16 protein-coding genes are annotated in these 15,772 nt (G+C 71.1%); 7 read left to right on the top strand and 9 right to left on the bottom strand.

The features are described 5' to 3' along the window. Positions 1-139: 139 nt before the first annotated feature. Together DVK07_RS08445 and DVK07_RS08440 are read right to left on the bottom strand one after the other, a co-directional pair. Positions 140-856, bottom strand: coding sequence for a type I 3-dehydroquinate dehydratase (locus tag DVK07_RS08445; protein WP_121596637.1), 717 nt, complete (start codon positions 854-856; stop codon positions 140-142). Between the two features lie 86 nt (positions 857-942). Next, entirely contained in the window at positions 943-1,917 is a 975-nt protein-coding gene (locus tag DVK07_RS08440; protein WP_004596489.1) for a transcription initiation factor IIB family protein, read from the bottom strand. Positions 1,918-2,114: 197 nt separating this feature from the next. On the opposite strand from DVK07_RS08440, the gene DVK07_RS08435 reads away from it, so the two are divergent. From DVK07_RS08435 to DVK07_RS08425, 3 genes are all read left to right on the top strand, one after another. Further along, the gene (locus tag DVK07_RS08435) at positions 2,115-2,915 is read left to right on the top strand and encodes a cobalamin-binding protein (RefSeq protein ID WP_121596636.1); all 801 of its coding nucleotides are present in this window, start codon (positions 2,115-2,117) and stop codon (positions 2,913-2,915) included. Beyond that, positions 2,912-3,499 carry a DUF84 family protein gene (locus DVK07_RS08430; RefSeq protein WP_121596635.1) on the top strand — a complete coding sequence of 196 codons (588 nt, stop codon included), beginning with the start codon at positions 2,912-2,914 and terminating at the stop codon, positions 3,497-3,499. Before DVK07_RS08435 ends, DVK07_RS08430 begins: the two co-directional genes overlap by 4 nt. Before the next feature lie 166 nt (positions 3,500-3,665). After that, positions 3,666-3,938 carry a hypothetical protein gene (locus tag DVK07_RS08425; RefSeq protein ID WP_121596634.1) on the top strand — a complete coding sequence of 91 codons (273 nt, stop codon included), beginning with the start codon at positions 3,666-3,668 and terminating at the stop codon, positions 3,936-3,938. 26 nt (positions 3,939-3,964) lie between these two features. Here the strand turns inward: DVK07_RS08425 and DVK07_RS08420 are convergent, their stop codons facing one another. From DVK07_RS08420 to DVK07_RS08405, 4 genes are all read right to left on the bottom strand, one after another. Then, complete coding sequence (locus tag DVK07_RS08420) at positions 3,965-4,573, bottom strand: MarR family transcriptional regulator (protein WP_121596633.1); 609 nt, start codon at positions 4,571-4,573, stop codon at positions 3,965-3,967. A gap of 89 nt (positions 4,574-4,662) precedes the next feature. Then, entirely contained in the window at positions 4,663-5,799 is a 1,137-nt protein-coding gene (locus DVK07_RS08415; RefSeq protein ID WP_004596483.1) for an SPFH domain-containing protein, read from the bottom strand. A gap of 119 nt (positions 5,800-5,918) precedes the next feature. Beyond that, a complete protein-coding gene (locus DVK07_RS08410) occupies positions 5,919-6,377 on the bottom strand; it encodes an SRPBCC family protein (RefSeq protein WP_121596632.1) in 459 nt (152 codons plus the stop codon). Positions 6,378-6,408: 31 nt separating this feature from the next. Continuing rightward, the gene (locus DVK07_RS08405; protein ID WP_121596631.1) at positions 6,409-8,412 is read right to left on the bottom strand and encodes a bacterio-opsin activator domain-containing protein; all 2,004 of its coding nucleotides are present in this window, start codon (positions 8,410-8,412) and stop codon (positions 6,409-6,411) included. A gap of 205 nt (positions 8,413-8,617) precedes the next feature. Between DVK07_RS08405 and DVK07_RS08400 the strand changes: the two genes are divergently transcribed. Beyond that, the gene (locus tag DVK07_RS08400) at positions 8,618-10,678 is read left to right on the top strand and encodes an AAA family ATPase (protein WP_121596630.1); all 2,061 of its coding nucleotides are present in this window, start codon (positions 8,618-8,620) and stop codon (positions 10,676-10,678) included. Here the strand turns inward: DVK07_RS08400 and DVK07_RS08395 are convergent. Together DVK07_RS08395 and DVK07_RS08390 are read right to left on the bottom strand one after the other, a co-directional pair. Beyond that, on the bottom strand, positions 10,675-10,899 hold the full coding sequence (locus DVK07_RS08395; protein ID WP_121596629.1) for a hypothetical protein: 225 nt from the start codon (positions 10,897-10,899) through the stop codon (positions 10,675-10,677). The genes DVK07_RS08400 and DVK07_RS08395 overlap by 4 nt on opposite strands. Before the next feature lie 63 nt (positions 10,900-10,962). Continuing rightward, positions 10,963-11,745, bottom strand: coding sequence for a bacteriorhodopsin (locus tag DVK07_RS08390; protein ID WP_121596628.1), 783 nt, complete (start codon positions 11,743-11,745; stop codon positions 10,963-10,965). A gap of 178 nt (positions 11,746-11,923) precedes the next feature. Between DVK07_RS08390 and DVK07_RS08385 the strand changes: the two genes are divergently transcribed. The 3 genes from DVK07_RS08385 (at position 11,924) to DVK07_RS08375 (ending at position 14,921) form a co-directional block, all read left to right on the top strand. After that, positions 11,924-12,304, top strand: coding sequence for a hypothetical protein (locus DVK07_RS08385; RefSeq protein WP_121596627.1), 381 nt, complete (start codon positions 11,924-11,926; stop codon positions 12,302-12,304). Positions 12,305-13,025: 721 nt separating this feature from the next. Then, entirely contained in the window at positions 13,026-14,078 is a 1,053-nt protein-coding gene (locus DVK07_RS08380; RefSeq protein ID WP_121596626.1) for a Brp/Blh family beta-carotene 15,15'-dioxygenase, read from the top strand. A gap of 102 nt (positions 14,079-14,180) precedes the next feature. Further along, positions 14,181-14,921: a protein sorting system archaetidylserine synthase gene (locus DVK07_RS08375; RefSeq protein WP_121596625.1), complete on the top strand. Its 741-nt coding sequence runs from the start codon at positions 14,181-14,183 to the stop codon at positions 14,919-14,921. Positions 14,922-15,011: 90 nt separating this feature from the next. Here the strand turns inward: DVK07_RS08375 and psmB are convergent, their stop codons facing one another. Beyond that, positions 15,012-15,743 carry an archaeal proteasome endopeptidase complex subunit beta gene (gene psmB / locus DVK07_RS08370; protein WP_121596624.1) on the bottom strand — a complete coding sequence of 244 codons (732 nt, stop codon included), beginning with the start codon at positions 15,741-15,743 and terminating at the stop codon, positions 15,012-15,014. Positions 15,744-15,772 lie beyond the last annotated feature (29 nt).

Here is a 15,772-nt window from a genome sequence, read left to right as displayed (position 1 = left end):
TCGTCAGTCGCCTCCGCTTCGCTCCGGCGACTGACTCCCTCGCGCGTGCTCCTCGCGGCCGCCTTCGGCGGCCACTCGGAGGCACGCGCCACCGCACCGTATTTATTTATAAATAGTCGCCGCAGGCGTGGTTAATCACTTATAAATAGTCCTCGTCCGCTCCGCGCTCTCTCAGCCCGTCGACCAGCTCCCTGAGCGTCGCGAGCGGGTACTGGCCCGGCGCGGTCGCGTTCGCGGGGTCGACGGGCGCGTAGCCGATCTTCGAGCCGTAGACCGGGGTCACGGCTCGGGTGTGACGGCCCGGCTCGCCCATACACATCGTCGCGACGCGGTGGCCCGCCGCGGTCGCCTCGTGGGTCGCCTCGATCATCGCGAGCGCGTCGGCCGGCGCGGTCGCGGTCGTCGCCAGCTTCCCCACGTCGCCCTCGCCCGCGGCGTCGGCCAGCAGGTCGACGAGCGCGGCGGGTTCGGGCGTCGACTCGAAGTCGTGGACCGAGGCGATCACGTCGACGCCCGCCTCGCGCGCGGCGTCGCGCAGCGCGGTCGCGTGCGACGCCTGGGCCGGGTCCGGGCGCGTCCCGCGCAGCGCGGCGAGCTCGACGTCGACCGCGGCGACGGCGTCGTGGCCGATCGCCGTCGAGAGCGCGTCGTATCGCCCGAGCCCCTCGGCCTCGCCGCCCTCCCACGACGCCCGGTTCGTGACGACGAGCGGGAGCTCGCCGTCGTAGCCCGCCAGCTGGTCGAGCGGGTCGCTCGCGAGGTCCATCCGGAACTCCACGGCGTCGGCGTCCTCGCGGGCGCGCGGCTCCTCCGTGAGGTCGGCCGTGCTCGCGGCGAGGACGAACTCCTCGAACATACGCGAGGCTTCCGCGGGCGGGGACTTAGCTGATCGGGTCAAGACGGTCCGCGACGTCGAGACGGGTTCGAGAAAAGTTCGCCGGCTCAGGCGACGAGGCCGTCCTCGGCCTCCAACAGCTCGTGGTACCGGTTCCGGATGGTGACTTCGGAGATGTCGGCGACCTCCGAGACCGCGGCCTGCGTCGTCTTCTCGTTGGTGAGGAGCGCGGCGGCGTAGACGGCGGCCGCGGCGAGGCCCACCGGCGACTTGCCGGAGTGGACGCCCTTCTCCTTCGCGTTGCGGAGGAGGCTCTTCGCGCGCATCTCGGACTCCTCGCTGAGTTCGAGGTCGGAGGCGAACCGGGGGACGTACTGCTCGGGGTCGGCCGGCTTCACTTCGAGCTTGAGCTCGCGGACGACGTAGCGGTACGTCCGCGCGATCTCGGCCTTCTCGACGCGCGACACGTCGGCGATCTCGTCGAGGCTGCGCGGGACGCCCGCCATCCGCGCGGCGGCGTACACGCAGGAGGTGGAGACGCCCTCGATGGAGCGACCGGGGAGCAGGTCCTCGTCGAGCGCGCGGCGGTAGATGACGGAGGCGGTCTCGCGGACGTTGTCCGGGAGGCCCTGCGCCGAGGCCATGCGGTCGATCTCGCCGAGCGCCTGCTTCAGGTTGCGCTCCTTCGAGTCGCGGGTGCGGAACCGCTCGTTCCACTTGCGGAGGCGCTGCATCTTCTGGCGCTGGCGCGCGCCGAGCGACCGGCCGTACGCGTCCTTGTCGCGCCAGTCGATGTTCGTCGAGAGCCCCTTGTCGTGCATCGTGTTCGTGGTCGGGGCGCCGACCCGACTCTTCTCGTCCTTCTCGCGGGAGTCGAACGCGCGCCACTCCGGCCCGCGGTCGACCGAGTCCGCCTCGACGACGAGCCCGCAGTCGCTACAGACCGTCTCGCCGTGCTCCTCGTCGTTGATGACGTGCCCGCCGCACTCCGGGCAGCTGAGCGTCTCGTCGGTGCTCTCCGATTCCTCCTCGTTCGTCTCCGTTCGGGAGCGACTCCCCCGTGTGTGTAGTCGTTCACTCATAGCTCGGTTGCCCCCGGAAACTGAAACTGCCCGGGAGCGATCTTACCTTACCGTCGGCGGAACACAACTTAAAACGACCGGAACGTGTCGCTCGAATCCCGACGAAAGGACACGATCTATCACGTGTTTTCGCCGATCTCCAGATCGGCGGCGACGCGACCGAAACCGTTGACACGGTCGCGGCCGGATCGGTTCCAATGTCCGCGCCCCGCGTCGTCTCCCTCGCGCCGAGCGCGACCGCGACGGTCGCCGCGCTCGGCGCGGCCGACCGCCTCGTCGGCGTCACCGCCCACTGCGACCTCGCCGACGACCCCGACGCCGGGCCCGCGAACGGCGAGGAGCCCCCGACCGCCGTCGGGGGCTGGCTGAACCCCGACCTCGACCGCGTCGCCGACCTCGACCCCGACGTCGTCCTCACGAGCGACGGGCTCCAGGCCGACCTCGCCGACGACTGCCGGGAGCGCGGCCTCGACGTCGCGCACCGCGAGCCGTCGACGCTGGACGAGGCCCTCGAGGGGTTCGCGGCCCGCGGGGCCGACGTCGGCCGCCCGGACGCGGGCGAGCGGCTCGCGGCCGACGCGCGCGACCGGCTCGACCGGATCGCCGACGCCGTCGCCGACCGCCCGCGCCCGACGGTCTACTGCGAGGAGTGGTCCGACCCGCCGATGGCGGCCGGCAACTGGGTCCCCGACGCCGTCCGCGCGGCGGGCGGGCGCTACCCGTTCGTCGACCCCGGCGAGCGCTCCCGCGAGGTCGACCCCGCCGCGGTCGAGCGCGCCGATCCCGACCGCGTCGTCGTCCACGTCTGCGGACACGGCGACCGGGTCGACCCCGCGACGGTCGCCGAGCGCGACTGGGCCGTCGACGCCCCCGTGACCGTGATCGACGACTCCCTCCTCAATCAGCCGAGCCCCGCGCTCCTCGACGGGGTCGAGCGGCTGGCGCGCCTGCTCCATCCCGACGCGTTTTCAGTCGCCGACGCCGACGACCGGACATGACGACCCTGCGAGTCGGCGTCGGCAGCGGCAACCCGGTGAAGCGGCGCGCGGTCGAACTGGCCCTCGGAGCGGCGGCGGACGACGACCTCCCGAGCGACCCGACCGGCGTCGCGATCGAGTCGGTCCCCGTCGACTCCGGCGTGAGCGAACAGCCGACGGGCCACGCGGAGACGATTTCGGGCGCGGAGAACCGGGCCGCGGCCGTCCTCGACGCGGGCCCGAGAGGCGGCGCCGGCGCGCCGGACGACGGGGCGACGTACGACCTCGGCGTCGGCGTCGAGGGCGGCGTCGCGGGGTTCGACGGGAGCGACGACCGCTACCTGATCATGTGGGCGGCCGTAACGGACGGCGACCGCGTCGGCCGCGCCGCCGGCCCGAGCCTCGCGCTCCCGGCCGACGTCGCCGCCCGGATCGACGACGGGGAGGAACTGGGACCGGTGATGGACGACCTCCTCGACACCGACGGCGTCGCGACGCGCGGCGGCGCGGCCGGCGCGCTCACGAACAGCCGCGTCGACCGCGCCGAGGCGCTCGCCGCCGGGGTGAGCGGCGCGCTCGGCCCGTTCGTCTCCGGGCTGTACTGACCTCGGCGCGCCCTCGCCGCCGGGCCGCCGATCCGGTTCGAAGGCCGTACCCAAACGCGGCGACTGGCCGTCTCTCTCGCCCCTCCTGCCGCACAAAACCGCACGACTGCGGCGTGTTAACCGGACTTACCAACTCCCTTATGCTGGTCACCGACCTGGTGTGGGTATGAGCACGGTCCAATCGGACACGGTCGCAGAACAGGACGCGGTCGCGGCCGACTCGGCCGGCCTCTCCGCGAAACAGGCGCGAATCCTCCGCTACCTCCGCGAGAACGCGGCCGACCGCACCTACTTCAAGTCGCGGCTGATCGCCGACGACCTCGGGCTCTCGGCGAAGGAGGTCGGCGCGAACATGAGCGCCGTCGCCGACGCGGCCACCGATGTCGACGTCGAGAAGTGGGGCTACTCGTCGGGGACGACGTGGATGGTCACGGGCTGACGGTCGCCGTCGCGCTCTGAGTCGAGTCAGGGATCGTACGCGACCAGCGACGCCGCCTCGTCGGCGAACGCGACGGCCTCGGCGTCGAAGGAGTCGGCGTAGCGGACGACGAGCGTGAGCAGCCGCTCCGGCTCGGTCAGCGCGTAGCCGTCGGTCCGGTCGAGGAGGCCGGCGGCTTCGAGGTCGGCGGCCGCGGCGCTTATCGTCGGCCGGGAGACGCCGAGCGCGTTCGCGAGGTCGGCGCCGGTCGCGTCGGGGTCACGCAGCAGCGCGAGGACCATCCCGCGCGGCGTCTCCCGACGGAGGTAGCCGAGCGCCCGCTTGTCGGTCGCGTCGAACCGGCCGGCGGGGAAGAAGCGCCGGTAGTCGGCGTCCTTCACCGACTCGATCGCGCCCGCCTCCTCCAGCTTCCGGAGGTGGTACTGCGCCTCGCCGGTCCCGAGGCGGAGGTCGTCGCGGAGCTTCGAGAAGTGCGCGCCGGGGGTCGTCGGCACGTAGCCGCGGATCGCCTCCCGCGTCTCGTTCTCGTCGGTCCCGTCGTCGGCGCTCGCGGTCCCGACGAACGGCGCGGCGGCTCCGACCGCTGCGAACCGCCGGAGCGTCTCCCGCTTTCGGCCGTCGAACCCCTCTGTCACGGCCGTATTAGTCGGCGCCTCGACAAAAGCACTTCGCTCGCGGCCGAATCGCGTCGGAGAATGCGGCTACGGCCGCGCTTCGCGCCGAGCTACTCCTCCTTCTCGACTTCCGCGGGCGCCTCCTCGTCGTCCATCTCCTGGATGACCTCGTCGGCGGACCTGATGCTCGCGCCGGCGTCGCCCGCCTTCACCGCCTCGGCCTCCTTCTCGAGCTCCTCGACGTTCATCTCCGCGGACTCCTCGATCTGGCCGAGGATCTCGTCGATGTCGTCGAGCCCGAGCATCTTCCGGGTGTCGTCGTCGAACTCCTTCCCGTCGAGCCCCTCCATTTCCTGGACGTCGGAGCCGGAGAGCGCCTTGCCGTAGCGGCCGACCAGACTCGTGAGCTCCTGCGGGAGGACGAACGTCGTGGACTCGCCTTTGCCGATCTCTTCGAGGGTCTCCATGCCGCGTTCGATGATGGCGCGCTCGCCCATCGACTCGGCCGAGCGGGCGCGGAGGACCGTCGAAATCGCGTCCCCCTGCGCCTCGAGGATCTGGGACTGCTTTTCCCCCTGCGCGCGGATGATGTTGGACTGCTTGTCACCCTCGGCCTGCTCGACGGCGGAGCGGCGTTCCCCCTGCGCTTCGAGGATCATCGCGCGCCGGCGGCGCTCGGCGGAGGTCTGCTGCTCCATCGCCTGCTGGACGTCCTTCGAGGGGTTGACCTCGCGGACCTCCACGCTCTCGACGCGGATCCCCCACTCGTCGGTCGGCTCGTCGAGCTCCTTTCGGATCTTCGCGTTGATCTCCTGGCGCTTGTTCAGCGTGTCGTCGAGCTCCATGTCGCCGAGGACGGCCCGGAGGGTCGTCTGCGCGAGGTTCGAGACGGCCTTCTTGTAGTCGTCGACCTCTAAGAACGCCTTCTTCGCGTCCATCACCTTGATGTAGACGACCGCGTCGGCGGTCACCGGGGAGTTGTCCCGCGTGATAGCCTCTTGTCGGGGGACGTCCAGCGTCTGGGTCCGCATGTCGAACGGGTACGTGCGGGAGACGAACGGCGGGATGAGGTTGATACCCGGTTCGAGCAGCTTGCGGTACTCGCCGAAGACGGTGAGCGTCTTCTTCTCGTAGGCGTCGACGATCTCGAACGACTGCCAGAGCGTGACGACCACGAGCAGGAGCGCGAGCAGGCCGACGCTCACGAGCCCGAGACCGAGTCCGGCTTGGAGGGTGATCGGATCCATGCCCCTCGTTTAGGCCATCAAACGCTTAATAGTTCGCCCGCCGCCCCCCGAATCGGTCCGCCGTCTCCCGGTCGGCTCGCCGCGCTGGCGACCCCTGCTGACCGATCTGTCGAACAGCCTCACCCGTGCGCGTCGAACTCCGCGGCGACGTTCTCCAGCGCCGCCCGGAGCTGCCGCTCGTTGAACCGACGGATCACGGGCGCGCCGACCCTCGTGAGCGCGTTCTCCGGCAGGTCGTACGTCGCGGCGTACGTCAGCTCCGTCCCGCCGTCGGCGGGGGCGAGCCGGAGGTCGATGGTGCCGGTGAGGCGGCCGCGGAGCTCGAAGGCGTGGCGCTCGGGCGGCTCGTGGACGGTCTGGACGATCTCGCCGTCGATCCCGATCCCGGCCATCCGGTAGGTGTACGAGAGCCGCTTCCCGCCGTTCGCCAGCGGTTCGACGTCTCGAACGTCCGTGAGCCCGGGCGTGATCGCCGCGTGGTTCTCGGGGTCGTCGAGGAACGCGAACACCGTCTCCGGATCGGCCGCGACCACGACGGCGTCGCTCGCGGCGAACGGGTCCGATCGCTCGTCGCTCATGGTCCACCGCGCTCGGCGGTCGGCTCCCCGCTCATTCGCTCGGTCGCGGGTCGACGTACGCCTCGACCAGCTTCCGCTCGGCCGCGCGGAGGTGCTGGTGGAACGTCTGCCGGGTGATCCCCATCTGCTCGGCGATCTCCGAGCCGTCGACCGGTCGCGGCCACTCGAAGTAGCCGTTCAGCTCGGCGGTCTTCAGGGCGGCGCGCTGGCGCTCGGTGAGCCGCTCGTCGACCGCGGCCGCGAACTCCGCGACGGTGCGGTCGCGGCTCTCGCGCTCGACGCGCGACCGGAGCTCGACGCCCTCGTACTCGCCGCGGAACACGTCGAGGATCGACCGGACGTCGTGCTCGGGCGGCGCCTCGATCGTCAGGGTCGCTCCCTCCGGCGTGGCGGTCGCCTCGGCGACGACGCTGCCGTGGTCGGCCAGCTGCGTGAGCGGCGGTGACTCGGTGACGGTGACGCCGAAGCTGACGCCGTCGTTCGTCTCCGAGACCGTCCGCATCGACTCGACCAGCGGGAGGGCGGCGAGCTCGTCGAGGTCCGTGTCCTCCCCGTCGGCGCGGAAGTACAGCTCGCAGGCGTCGTCGTCGAGCCGCGTCGTCCCGAGGTGTTCCACCTCCCCGCCGACCGCGTCGGCGAGCCGCGCGAGCGGTCCCGTCGAGTCTCGGATCTCGACCACGAGCTCCACGACGCGGTCGGTCGTGAGCATCTCCGCCGTCTCGATGGAGTGGAGTCCGTTCGCGATCATCTTCCCGACGGACTCGCACACCCGTCGCTCCCGGCGGTCGAGGACGTCAGCCCCGCTGCCGTAGATCCCCAACAGGCCGTACCGTCGCTCCCCGTACGTGAGCGGGACGACGAGGAGCCGCCGCCCGCCGACGGCCGCCGGTTCGAGCGGTCCGTCGGCCGCGCCCTCTATCGAGCCGCTGCGGAGCTCCTCGGTCTCGATCGCCTCCCGGACCTCGGTCGGCGTCTCGTCGACGTCGAACGACGCGCCGACGTCGACCGACACGCCGCTCGCCGCGCGGATCTCGAGGCGACCGGTCGCCGACGACACCTCGCCGATCCAACCGCCGGCGTACCCCGGCTCGCCGGCGACGACCTCGCAGACGCGCTCGGGGATGGCGTTCGGGTCCCGGTTCTCGACGAGGATGCGACTGATGTCGCTGAAGAGCCCGTTCACCCGACCGAGGACCCTGTCGAGCGAGCGCCGCTCGGTCGCGAGCTTCTCGGCGCGCTCCTCGGCGAGCCGCTCCGCCTCCTTTCGGTCGCTGATGTCGTTCTGGAAGCCGACGTAGTGGGCCAGGTCGCCGTCCTCGTCGTATATCGGCGCGACCGTCAGCTCGTTCCAGAAGGGCGTACCGTCGCGCCGGTAGTTCCGTATCTCGACGGTCGCCTCCTCCTCGTTCGCGATCGCGTCCCCGATCTCCTCGACGGTCTCCGGGTCCGTCCCCGGCCCCTGGAGGAACCGCGGGTTGCGGCCGAGCGCCTCCTCGACCGGGTAGCCGGTGTGCTCCTCCCAGGCGTCGTTGACGTACACGAGGGGGTAGTCCGGGAGGTCCGGGTCGCTGATGCTGATCCCGATCGGCGCGTCCTCGACGGCGCGCGTCACCTCCGACGCGGACGGCTCGTGGTCGGAGATGTCCCGTCGCGGCTCAGAGGTCGGGACTCCCGAACAGACCGTCGAGACGTCGGAGACGAGCTTATCGATCGACGCCGACCCGTTCTTCTGGAGGAACCTGTCGACGCCGTTCTCGAAGGCGGCCTCCGGCACGCCCTCCTCGTCCGTCTCCGTGAACATCACGATGGGCACGCCGGCGTCGGACTCCTTGATCGCGGTCGCGAGGTCGACCCCGTCGTCGCCGGCCAGCGCGTACTCGCTGACGACGCAGTCGTACTCCCCGGTCGTCGCCTTCGCGACCGCGGACGCCGCGGTGTCCGTGCGGGTCACGTCGAACCCGGCGCCCCCGAGCGCCGTCTCGATCCGATCGCTCCCCTCCTCCGGGTGGACGAGGAGCGCTCGAGCGTTCGCCATGGGCATCCGTTCGCACCCAGACGGGTTAACGGTTGCCTACGTTCCGAGAGTCCGGAACGTCGGCGCCCGACCGGCCGACCGCGGGGGCCGTCGGGGCGCGACTGTCCAGTTAGGCCCGGGTACTTTGAGGTCGCTTGGCGTGAGATAGACGCATGGTGTCGACTATCGCCGCCGAGGAGCCGTCCCGCGAGCGGGCCCACGAAACATGAGCGTGCGCGTCCCCGTCCGGGAGCCCCCCACGTCGGTTCCCGGCGACCGCGTGGGGCTCCCCGAGGCCGTCCTCGCCGACCTCGGGATCGGCCTCGGCGATTCGGTGACCGTCGAAGGCGCGCGGCGCGTCGCCGCCCCGGTCGTCGCGGTCGACGGCGAGGCCCGGGCCGTTTTCCTCCCCGAGCGGCTCCGGCGGACGGCCGGGGTCGAGCCGGGCGAGGCCGCCACCGTGGCGGCGTCGGACCTCCCGGTCGCCTCGTCGGTCACGCTGCGGCTCCGCCAGTCGGTCGACTTGGAGCGGAGCGAGGACGCGATCCGCCGCCGGCTCGATCGGCGCGCGGTCGCCGTCGGCGACGAGGTCGAGGTCACGCGCCTCGGCGGCGCGCTCACGCTCCGGTTCGACGTGCGGGACGTGGCCCCCTCCTCGCCGGCGGTCGTCGGCGACGAGACCGAGATCACCGTCGCGGCCGACGACGGGACGCGGGCGGTCGAGGCCGAGCGCCCCGGCGGGACCGGCGGCGGCGACGGCTTCGTCCCGACGGCGACGTTCGAGCGCCTCCGCGACGCGGTCGCGACCCGGTTCGACGCGGCCGAGACGTTCGAGTCCGCGGGGTCCGCGACGTTGGGGCTGCTCCTCCACGGCCCGCGCGGGTCGGGGAAGACGACGCTCGTCGAGGCCGTCGCGGCCGCGACCGACGCGGCGCTCGTCCGGGCCTCCGCGGCGCGGCTCCGAGGCGAGCGGGCGAGCGACCGATCGGACCGGCTCGACCGCGTCGTCGAGGCCGTCTCGGGGGGCGAGCCGACCGTGGTCCTCCTCGACGACCTCGAGGCGCTCGGGGCCGACGACGGCGGCTCCGCGCTGGCGGACCGCTTCCGGTCGACCGTCGACGAGCTCCGCGCGGGCGACCGGACGGTCGTGATCGGCGCGACGACCGACCCGAGCGAGGTACCGTCGGCGCTGCGCCGCGGCGGCCGGTTCGACCGCGAGATCGAGGTCGAGCCCCTGACGACCGCGGAGCGCGCGGCCGCGCTCGAGGCGCTCTGCGAGGGCGCGCCCCTCGCGATGGACGTCGACTTCGAGTCGGTCGCCGCCCGGCTCAACGGCTACGTGTTCGCCGATCTGGCCGTCCTCGCGGACGCGGCGTTGGAGCGGGCAGTCCGCCGGGACGGCCGGACCGCGATCCGGATGGCCGACTTCGAGGCCGCGCTCGACGAGGTCGAGCCGACCGGGCTCCGCGAGGTCACCGTCGAGTTCCCCGCGGTCGGCTGGGACGAGGTCGGCGGGCTCGACGACGCAAAGCGGGAGCTGGTGCGCGCGGTGTACTGGCCCTTGGAGTACGCCGACCGCTTCGCGGAGATGGGGATCGACCCGCCCTCCGGCGTGCTGCTGTACGGGCCCCCCGGGACCGGGAAGACGCTGCTCGCGCGCGCCGCGGCGACGCTCAGCGACGCGAACTTCATCCCGGTGAACGGGCCCGAGCTGCTCGACAAGTACGTCGGCGAGTCGGAGAAGGCCGTCCGCGACCTGTTCGCCACGGCGCGCGAGAACGCGCCGGCGGTGATATTCTTCGACGAGGTCGACGCCGTCTCCCCGAGACGCAGCGGCGACGACACGGGCGCCGGCGAGCGCGTGGTGTCGCAGCTGCTGACAGAACTCGACGGACTGGAGCCGCTGACGGACGTCGCCGTCATCGCGGCGACGAACCGCCCGGACGCCATCGACGAGGCGCTGCTCCGGCCGGGCCGGATCGAGAAGCCGGTCGAGACGCCGCTCCCCGACCGCGAGGCGCGCCGCGAGATCCTGGAGATTCACGCCCGGGAGATGCCGGTCGCGTCCGGGGTCGACCTCGACGCCCTCGCCGACCGCACCGCCGGGTACAGCGGCGGCGACCTCGCGGCGCTGGTCCGCGAGGCGGGGCTGCTCGCGATCGAGGACGCGATCGTCGACGACGGCCCACCGGTCGACCCGAGCGTCGGGCGCGACCACTTCGAGCGCGCGCTCGCCGAGACGTCGCCGTCGACCCGCGACGGGCGCGGCGACGCCGAGCCGTCCTAACTCGGCTCCTCGTGGAGGTTCAAGACGAAGTAGACGACGCCGCCCATGGCGAGCAGCTCCAGCGCCGCCATCGTCCAGAACCGTACGTTGAGCCCGCCGCTCGGCTCCTGTAGCGTCGGGATCAGGAAGATTCCGACGAGCGCGGTCGCGACGCAGACGCCGAGCCCGACGACGGAGCGCGTACGCAGCTCTGCCGGCTGTTCGGTCGTAGTGTTGGTCATTGAAAATGAAGGTGAAGGTCGGTTTCGCCGCGCTGTTCTACCGCGTCCGGGTTCGCTAACCGCTCAGTCCGCGGCCTGGGCGTCGGCGCCCGCGGAGGGCTCCGGCGCCTCGGTGTCGCCGAGGATGGCGCGGCTGCGGAGCAGGACGAATCCGAATCCGACCTTCGCCGTCACGTCGAGAACCATGAACGCGAGGGTCTCGATACCGAGACCGACGACGCCCGCGCCCTCGGTCCCGACGATCCACAGGATCGGGTATGCCGTCCAGAGGACGGCGACGAGCGCTGTCAGCGTGTTGAACGTGCTCTGTACCTCGGCCGAGCGCTGCTTCGCCGCGCTACGCAGGCTCGTCAGGAGGTAGTACAGCACGAACAGGAACGCGATCGTGCTGAACAGCCACCAGGTGTACCGAGCGAGCGGCGTGTGCGAGAGCGCGCCGATGAGGCCGGTGACGATCATCAGCGCGTCGACGCCGATGAGCGTCCCGATGGTCACGCGGTCGACCTTCGCGAGCAGCGCGAGGTCGAGCAGCAGCAGCGGCGTCGTGAACAGCCAGTCAGCGTACCGAGCGTAGTAGATCTCGAGCGGCTCCGCCATCCCGGCGACCTCGACGGTCGTCAGCCCGATGCCGAAGAACATCGACAGGTACGCCGCCGACGCGATCCCCGGCACGAGGATCGTGATCGCGTAGTACTCACGGGCCTCCTTGTCAGTCACGCCCCAACCGCGGGCGATGAAGTAGAAGGTCCCGATGAGCATTAGTAGCGTGCCTATACCCAACCAGAGCGTCTCGGGACGTCCGTCCCCGAGCAGGTCGTATCCCGCCTGTAGCGCTATCGGGTCCATACCCACCTCATGGTACAGTATATATTCTATTCAGATCGATGCCAACCCAGTTAGGTATCGGCGCCCGCGGGCGGTCGACCGTCGGGGTCCCTCGGGGGTCGCTGCCCGCGTCGCGTCGCCCGTCGAGGGATACGTTGTCGGCCCGAAAGTAATCAACCTGGGGCCCCAGTAATGCTGTATGGCCGACGACGACACCGAAGCGGAGGCGGAGTCGACGACAGAAACCACCGCGGAGCGGGAGGCCGAAACGGAGGCGGCCGACGACGTCACCATCGACGTCGAGGCGATCGACGAGTACGAACAGCGCATCGAGGAGCTGTCGACCGCGGTCGAGGAGCGCGACGAGACCATCGAGGAGCTCCGGTTGGTCGTCGAGGAGCAGTCCGAACGGATCGACAAGCTGGAGAACCAGTTCCTCGACCTGTCCGCGCGCGTGGCCGACGGCCGCAACCTCGGCGTCTGCCCCGAGTGTAACGGGCCGACCGAGAAGAAGGAGCGGCTGTTTCGCTCGGACACGATCGAGTGCACGCGCTGCGGCGAAGTGATCCACACGTACTGAGCCCGTTCCGACCCCCTCGCTCTCCGCTCAGCGCGTCGCCGAACAGACACGCGGCTCCGTCGAACCCTCACAGGTGACGCGTTCTGAACTGGCGCTGGTCAGTACAGGGGTAGCGGCGAGCGATAGCGGGAGTAAGTGTAGCACGTCGCTCAGTGCGATGGCGTGGGCATTTATAAGTCAGATCGCGGTATTGCTGTCGACTATTTATAAGTAATCGACGCTGCTGAGATGGTAGTCTCCAAAGCCCCAGTCGCGAGGCGGGCGCACGCTCGCTGTGCTCCTCACTCGGTCGCTACCGCTCCCTCGTTGCGGTGCTTACGTCGCCTGCGCCCGCCTCGCGACTGCCCCTTTGAGTCCCGCCCCGCACAGCCCCGCAACCGCACCTCACGCCTCCCCAACCTCGCCGCTCACGCCCTGCGGGCGTTCACGGCGTCCCTCGCGGGCTGGCTCGCGGCCTCCGCTTCGCTCCGGCCGCTCACAGGCGCGCCACCGCACCCCATTTTATAAGCGCTCGTCACCGTCGCTCGTGGTTATTTAAATGCCACATCGCGGCCGCCGATCTGCGATACTCGTTCCCGCTGCCGATCAGGAAACACTCTTCAGCGACCGACCGTTTCAGACGAAATTCATCTGAAAAGTAGGGGTTCCGACAGAGCCGAGAATATAAAAGACCGAATAATGGCGACGAGGCCCTAACCCCGTAACGCCCCTACTGACACCCATGTCGACGTCGACGGCGAGTCCGGTGCGGCGGCTCCTCGGTGAACCGGAACGGACGGCCATCGGTGCGTCCCGCGCGGCGTTGCTCCTGCTCGCGGTCGGGTTCGGCGCGCTCTCCGCGGCCGGCACCGACCTGTCGCTCCGGACGCAGATGATCGCGTACCTCGTCGGGATGGTCGCGCTGAACCTCCCGCACGGCGGGTACGAACACTTCTCGAACCTCCGCCGGCGGGGGCTCCCGTTCGGCGCGCGGTACGTGGCGCTGTACCTCGGCTTCGTCGCGTCGTTCGTGGCGCTGTTCGTCGTCGCGCCGCTGCCCGCGCTGGCGCTCGCGTTCGGGACGGCGGTCGCGAAAGGGGGTCACGGTGACCTCCGCGTGATGGACGCCTTAGTCGGCACCGATCACCTGCCGACGCGGCCCCAGCGCGCCCTGGCCGCGCTGGTCCGCGGCGGAGCCGTGATGGTCGTCCCCGCCGTCTTCTGGACCGACACCTTCTACGGCTTCACCGGCATCATGCTGGGCGTCTTCGACGGGCGGTTGGCCGGGCCGGCCGCGTCGAACCCCGAGGTGTTCACGACCGCGCTGGGCGGCGCGTTCGGGCTGGCGGTGCTGGCGCACCTCGGCGGCGGCCTCGCGACGAGCCTCCGCTCGACCGGCGGCGTGAGCCGGTCGTGGCTCCTCGACGCCGCGGAGACGCTGCTGCTCGTCGCGTACTTCGCCTTGGTTCCGGTGGTCGTCGCCATCGGGCTCTACTTCCCGCTGTGGTACTCGCTGCGGCAGTCGGCGCGGAGCATGGTCGTCGAGCGGGAGCAGCCGGACCGGACGGAGGGCGTCTCGCTCGTCGTCGCGTGGGGCGTCCTCGTCGTCGGCGCGCTGGTCACGGCGACCGTCGCGGCAGGGCTGTGGACCGTCGCGCCGAACCCGCTGGCCGGCGGGTCGCTGCTCTCCGGCGCCGTCGCCTTCTACACAATCTTCGTCTGCGTCATCGCGATGCCGCACGTCGTGGTCGGCGAGTGGCTCGACTTCGGACGCGGCATCTGGTACGTTCCCTGACGGCGGCCGGTCGCGTCGGCGAGACCGCGCTCGCGACGCGAACCGCCCGCCCGCGTCGACGAGATAACAAGCCCTAAAACCCGGCTCGTCGACCGATACGGTATGCCTCTGCGGTTCGCTCGGCGGCTCGGGCTCGCGGACGCGGTGACCGTGGCCAACGCCGCCGTCGGCTTCCTCGCCGTCGTCGCCGCGACGGTCGACGTCGCGCTCGCGGCCCGGCTCGTGCTCCTCGCGGCGGTCGCGGACGGGCTCGACGGGGTCGTCGCCCGGCACCGGGGGTCGACGCCCGCCGGCCCGTACCTCGACTCGCTGGCCGACGTGGCCTCCTTCGGCGTGGCGCCCGCCTTCCTCGTGGCCGCCGTGGTCCGCGACGGGCGCTCGTTCGCGGCGGAGCCGGTCCTCGTCGCGGCCGGCGTCGGCGCGGGCGCGCTGTTCGTCGCCGCCGCCGTCGCCCGGCTCGGCCTCTACACGGTCGACGAGGACGGCGCTCGGGAGACGGTGGGCGTCCCGACCACGCTGGCGGCGACGGTGCTCGCGGCCGCCGTTATCGCCGGCTACACCGCCCCGCTCCTCCTCGTCGCGGCGACGACGGCGTTCGCGCTGCTGATGGGGTCGACGGTCACGTACCCCGACCTCCACGCGCAGGACGCGCTCGTGATGGGCGTCGTGCAGGCCGCCGTGATCCTCACCCCCGCCGGTCATATGGCGACCGACGCGCTCCCGGCGTGGATCGGCGAGGGGTTCGCGTTCGCGCTGCTGTTCCTCTCTACCGGCTACCTCCTGCTCGGCCCGCGCTTCTACTGGGGCGACGGCATCCGCGCGCCGCCGGGCCTGCGGCGGTGACGGGAGGAAAAAATACATCGCTGACGGAGTTGCTACTCGCGAACGAGCGATCCGAAAGAAACGAGCGGAGACGGGTCGGCGGCGCGCCGATTACAGCAGGTCGTCGAAGTCCTTGTAGCGGGTGATCTCGACGCCGTCGTCGGTGACGACCGCGACGTTGATCCCGTTGCCGGAGGCGAGGTCGCGCTCGACGGCGGACTGGATCGCCTTCGCGGCGATGGTCTTCGCCTCGTCGATGGTGACCTCGTCGTCGTACTCCTGTTCTAAGACACCGAGCGCGTACTGCGACCCGGAGCCGGTGACGGTGTACTCCTCCTCGGTCGTGCCGCCGAGGGCGTCGATGGAGTAGATGTGGGCACCCTCGTCGTCGACGCCGCCCAGGATCGGCTGGACGACGAAGAACGCGCCGGAGCGGAGGAGGTTGCCGGTCAGCGTCGACAGCGCCTCCATCGACATGTCCTTGCCGCGGCGGGCCTCGTAGAGGCTCGTCTCGGCGCGGAGCGTCGAGATGAGGTTCTGTGCGGCCGAGACGGAGCCCGCGATGGTGAGGGCGCCGCGCGGATGGATCTCCTCGACCTTCTGGACGTCCTTCGAGGAGACCATGCCGCCGAGGGAGGCGCGCATGTCGGTCGCCATCACGACGCCGTCGTCGGCCTTGATGCCGACGGTCGTGGTCCCGGTCTTCATCTCGCCGTCCTCCTCCGCCTTCGCGGCGCGGCGCTCGCTGTGTTCGAACTCGCCGAGCTCCGGTCCGAAGACGGGCTGGTCGCGGCCCAGGTCGGCGGCCGGCCCGTCGGAGAGGTCGCCAGTCGGTGTTCGCATTACACGCTCGTTGGCTCGGCGCGCTGATA

The organism is Halorubrum sp. Atlit-26R, from assembly GCF_003666015.1.
Lineage (GTDB): Archaea > Halobacteriota > Halobacteria > Halobacteriales > Haloferacaceae > Halorubrum.
This window is presented reverse-complemented; position numbering and strand designations above follow the sequence as displayed.

What these genes read in the sequence shown, in the direction of transcription:
- DVK07_RS08410 (WP_121596632.1), bottom strand. Translation starts at nt 6,377, where the DNA reads ATGAGCGACGAGCGATCGGACCCGTTCGCCGCGAGCGACGCCGTCGTG.
- DVK07_RS08445 (WP_121596637.1), bottom strand. Translation starts at nt 856, where the DNA reads ATGTTCGAGGAGTTCGTCCTCGCCGCGAGCACGGCCGACCTCACGGAG.
- DVK07_RS08375 (WP_121596625.1), top strand. Translation starts at nt 14,181, where the DNA reads ATGCCTCTGCGGTTCGCTCGGCGGCTCGGGCTCGCGGACGCGGTGACC.
- DVK07_RS08435 (WP_121596636.1), top strand. Translation starts at nt 2,115, where the DNA reads ATGTCCGCGCCCCGCGTCGTCTCCCTCGCGCCGAGCGCGACCGCGACG.
- psmB (WP_121596624.1), bottom strand. Translation starts at nt 15,743, where the DNA reads ATGCGAACACCGACTGGCGACCTCTCCGACGGGCCGGCCGCCGACCTG.
- DVK07_RS08395 (WP_121596629.1), bottom strand. Translation starts at nt 10,899, where the DNA reads ATGACCAACACTACGACCGAACAGCCGGCAGAGCTGCGTACGCGCTCC.
- DVK07_RS08400 (WP_121596630.1), top strand. Translation starts at nt 8,618, where the DNA reads ATGAGCGTGCGCGTCCCCGTCCGGGAGCCCCCCACGTCGGTTCCCGGC.
- DVK07_RS08390 (WP_121596628.1), bottom strand. Translation starts at nt 11,745, where the DNA reads ATGGACCCGATAGCGCTACAGGCGGGATACGACCTGCTCGGGGACGGA.
- DVK07_RS08425 (WP_121596634.1), top strand. Translation starts at nt 3,666, where the DNA reads ATGAGCACGGTCCAATCGGACACGGTCGCAGAACAGGACGCGGTCGCG.
- DVK07_RS08380 (WP_121596626.1), top strand. Translation starts at nt 13,026, where the DNA reads ATGTCGACGTCGACGGCGAGTCCGGTGCGGCGGCTCCTCGGTGAACCG.
- DVK07_RS08430 (WP_121596635.1), top strand. Translation starts at nt 2,912, where the DNA reads ATGACGACCCTGCGAGTCGGCGTCGGCAGCGGCAACCCGGTGAAGCGG.
- DVK07_RS08440 (WP_004596489.1), bottom strand. Translation starts at nt 1,917, where the DNA reads ATGAGTGAACGACTACACACACGGGGGAGTCGCTCCCGAACGGAGACG.
- DVK07_RS08415 (WP_004596483.1), bottom strand. Translation starts at nt 5,799, where the DNA reads ATGGATCCGATCACCCTCCAAGCCGGACTCGGTCTCGGGCTCGTGAGC.
- DVK07_RS08405 (WP_121596631.1), bottom strand. Translation starts at nt 8,412, where the DNA reads ATGGCGAACGCTCGAGCGCTCCTCGTCCACCCGGAGGAGGGGAGCGAT.
- DVK07_RS08385 (WP_121596627.1), top strand. Translation starts at nt 11,924, where the DNA reads ATGGCCGACGACGACACCGAAGCGGAGGCGGAGTCGACGACAGAAACC.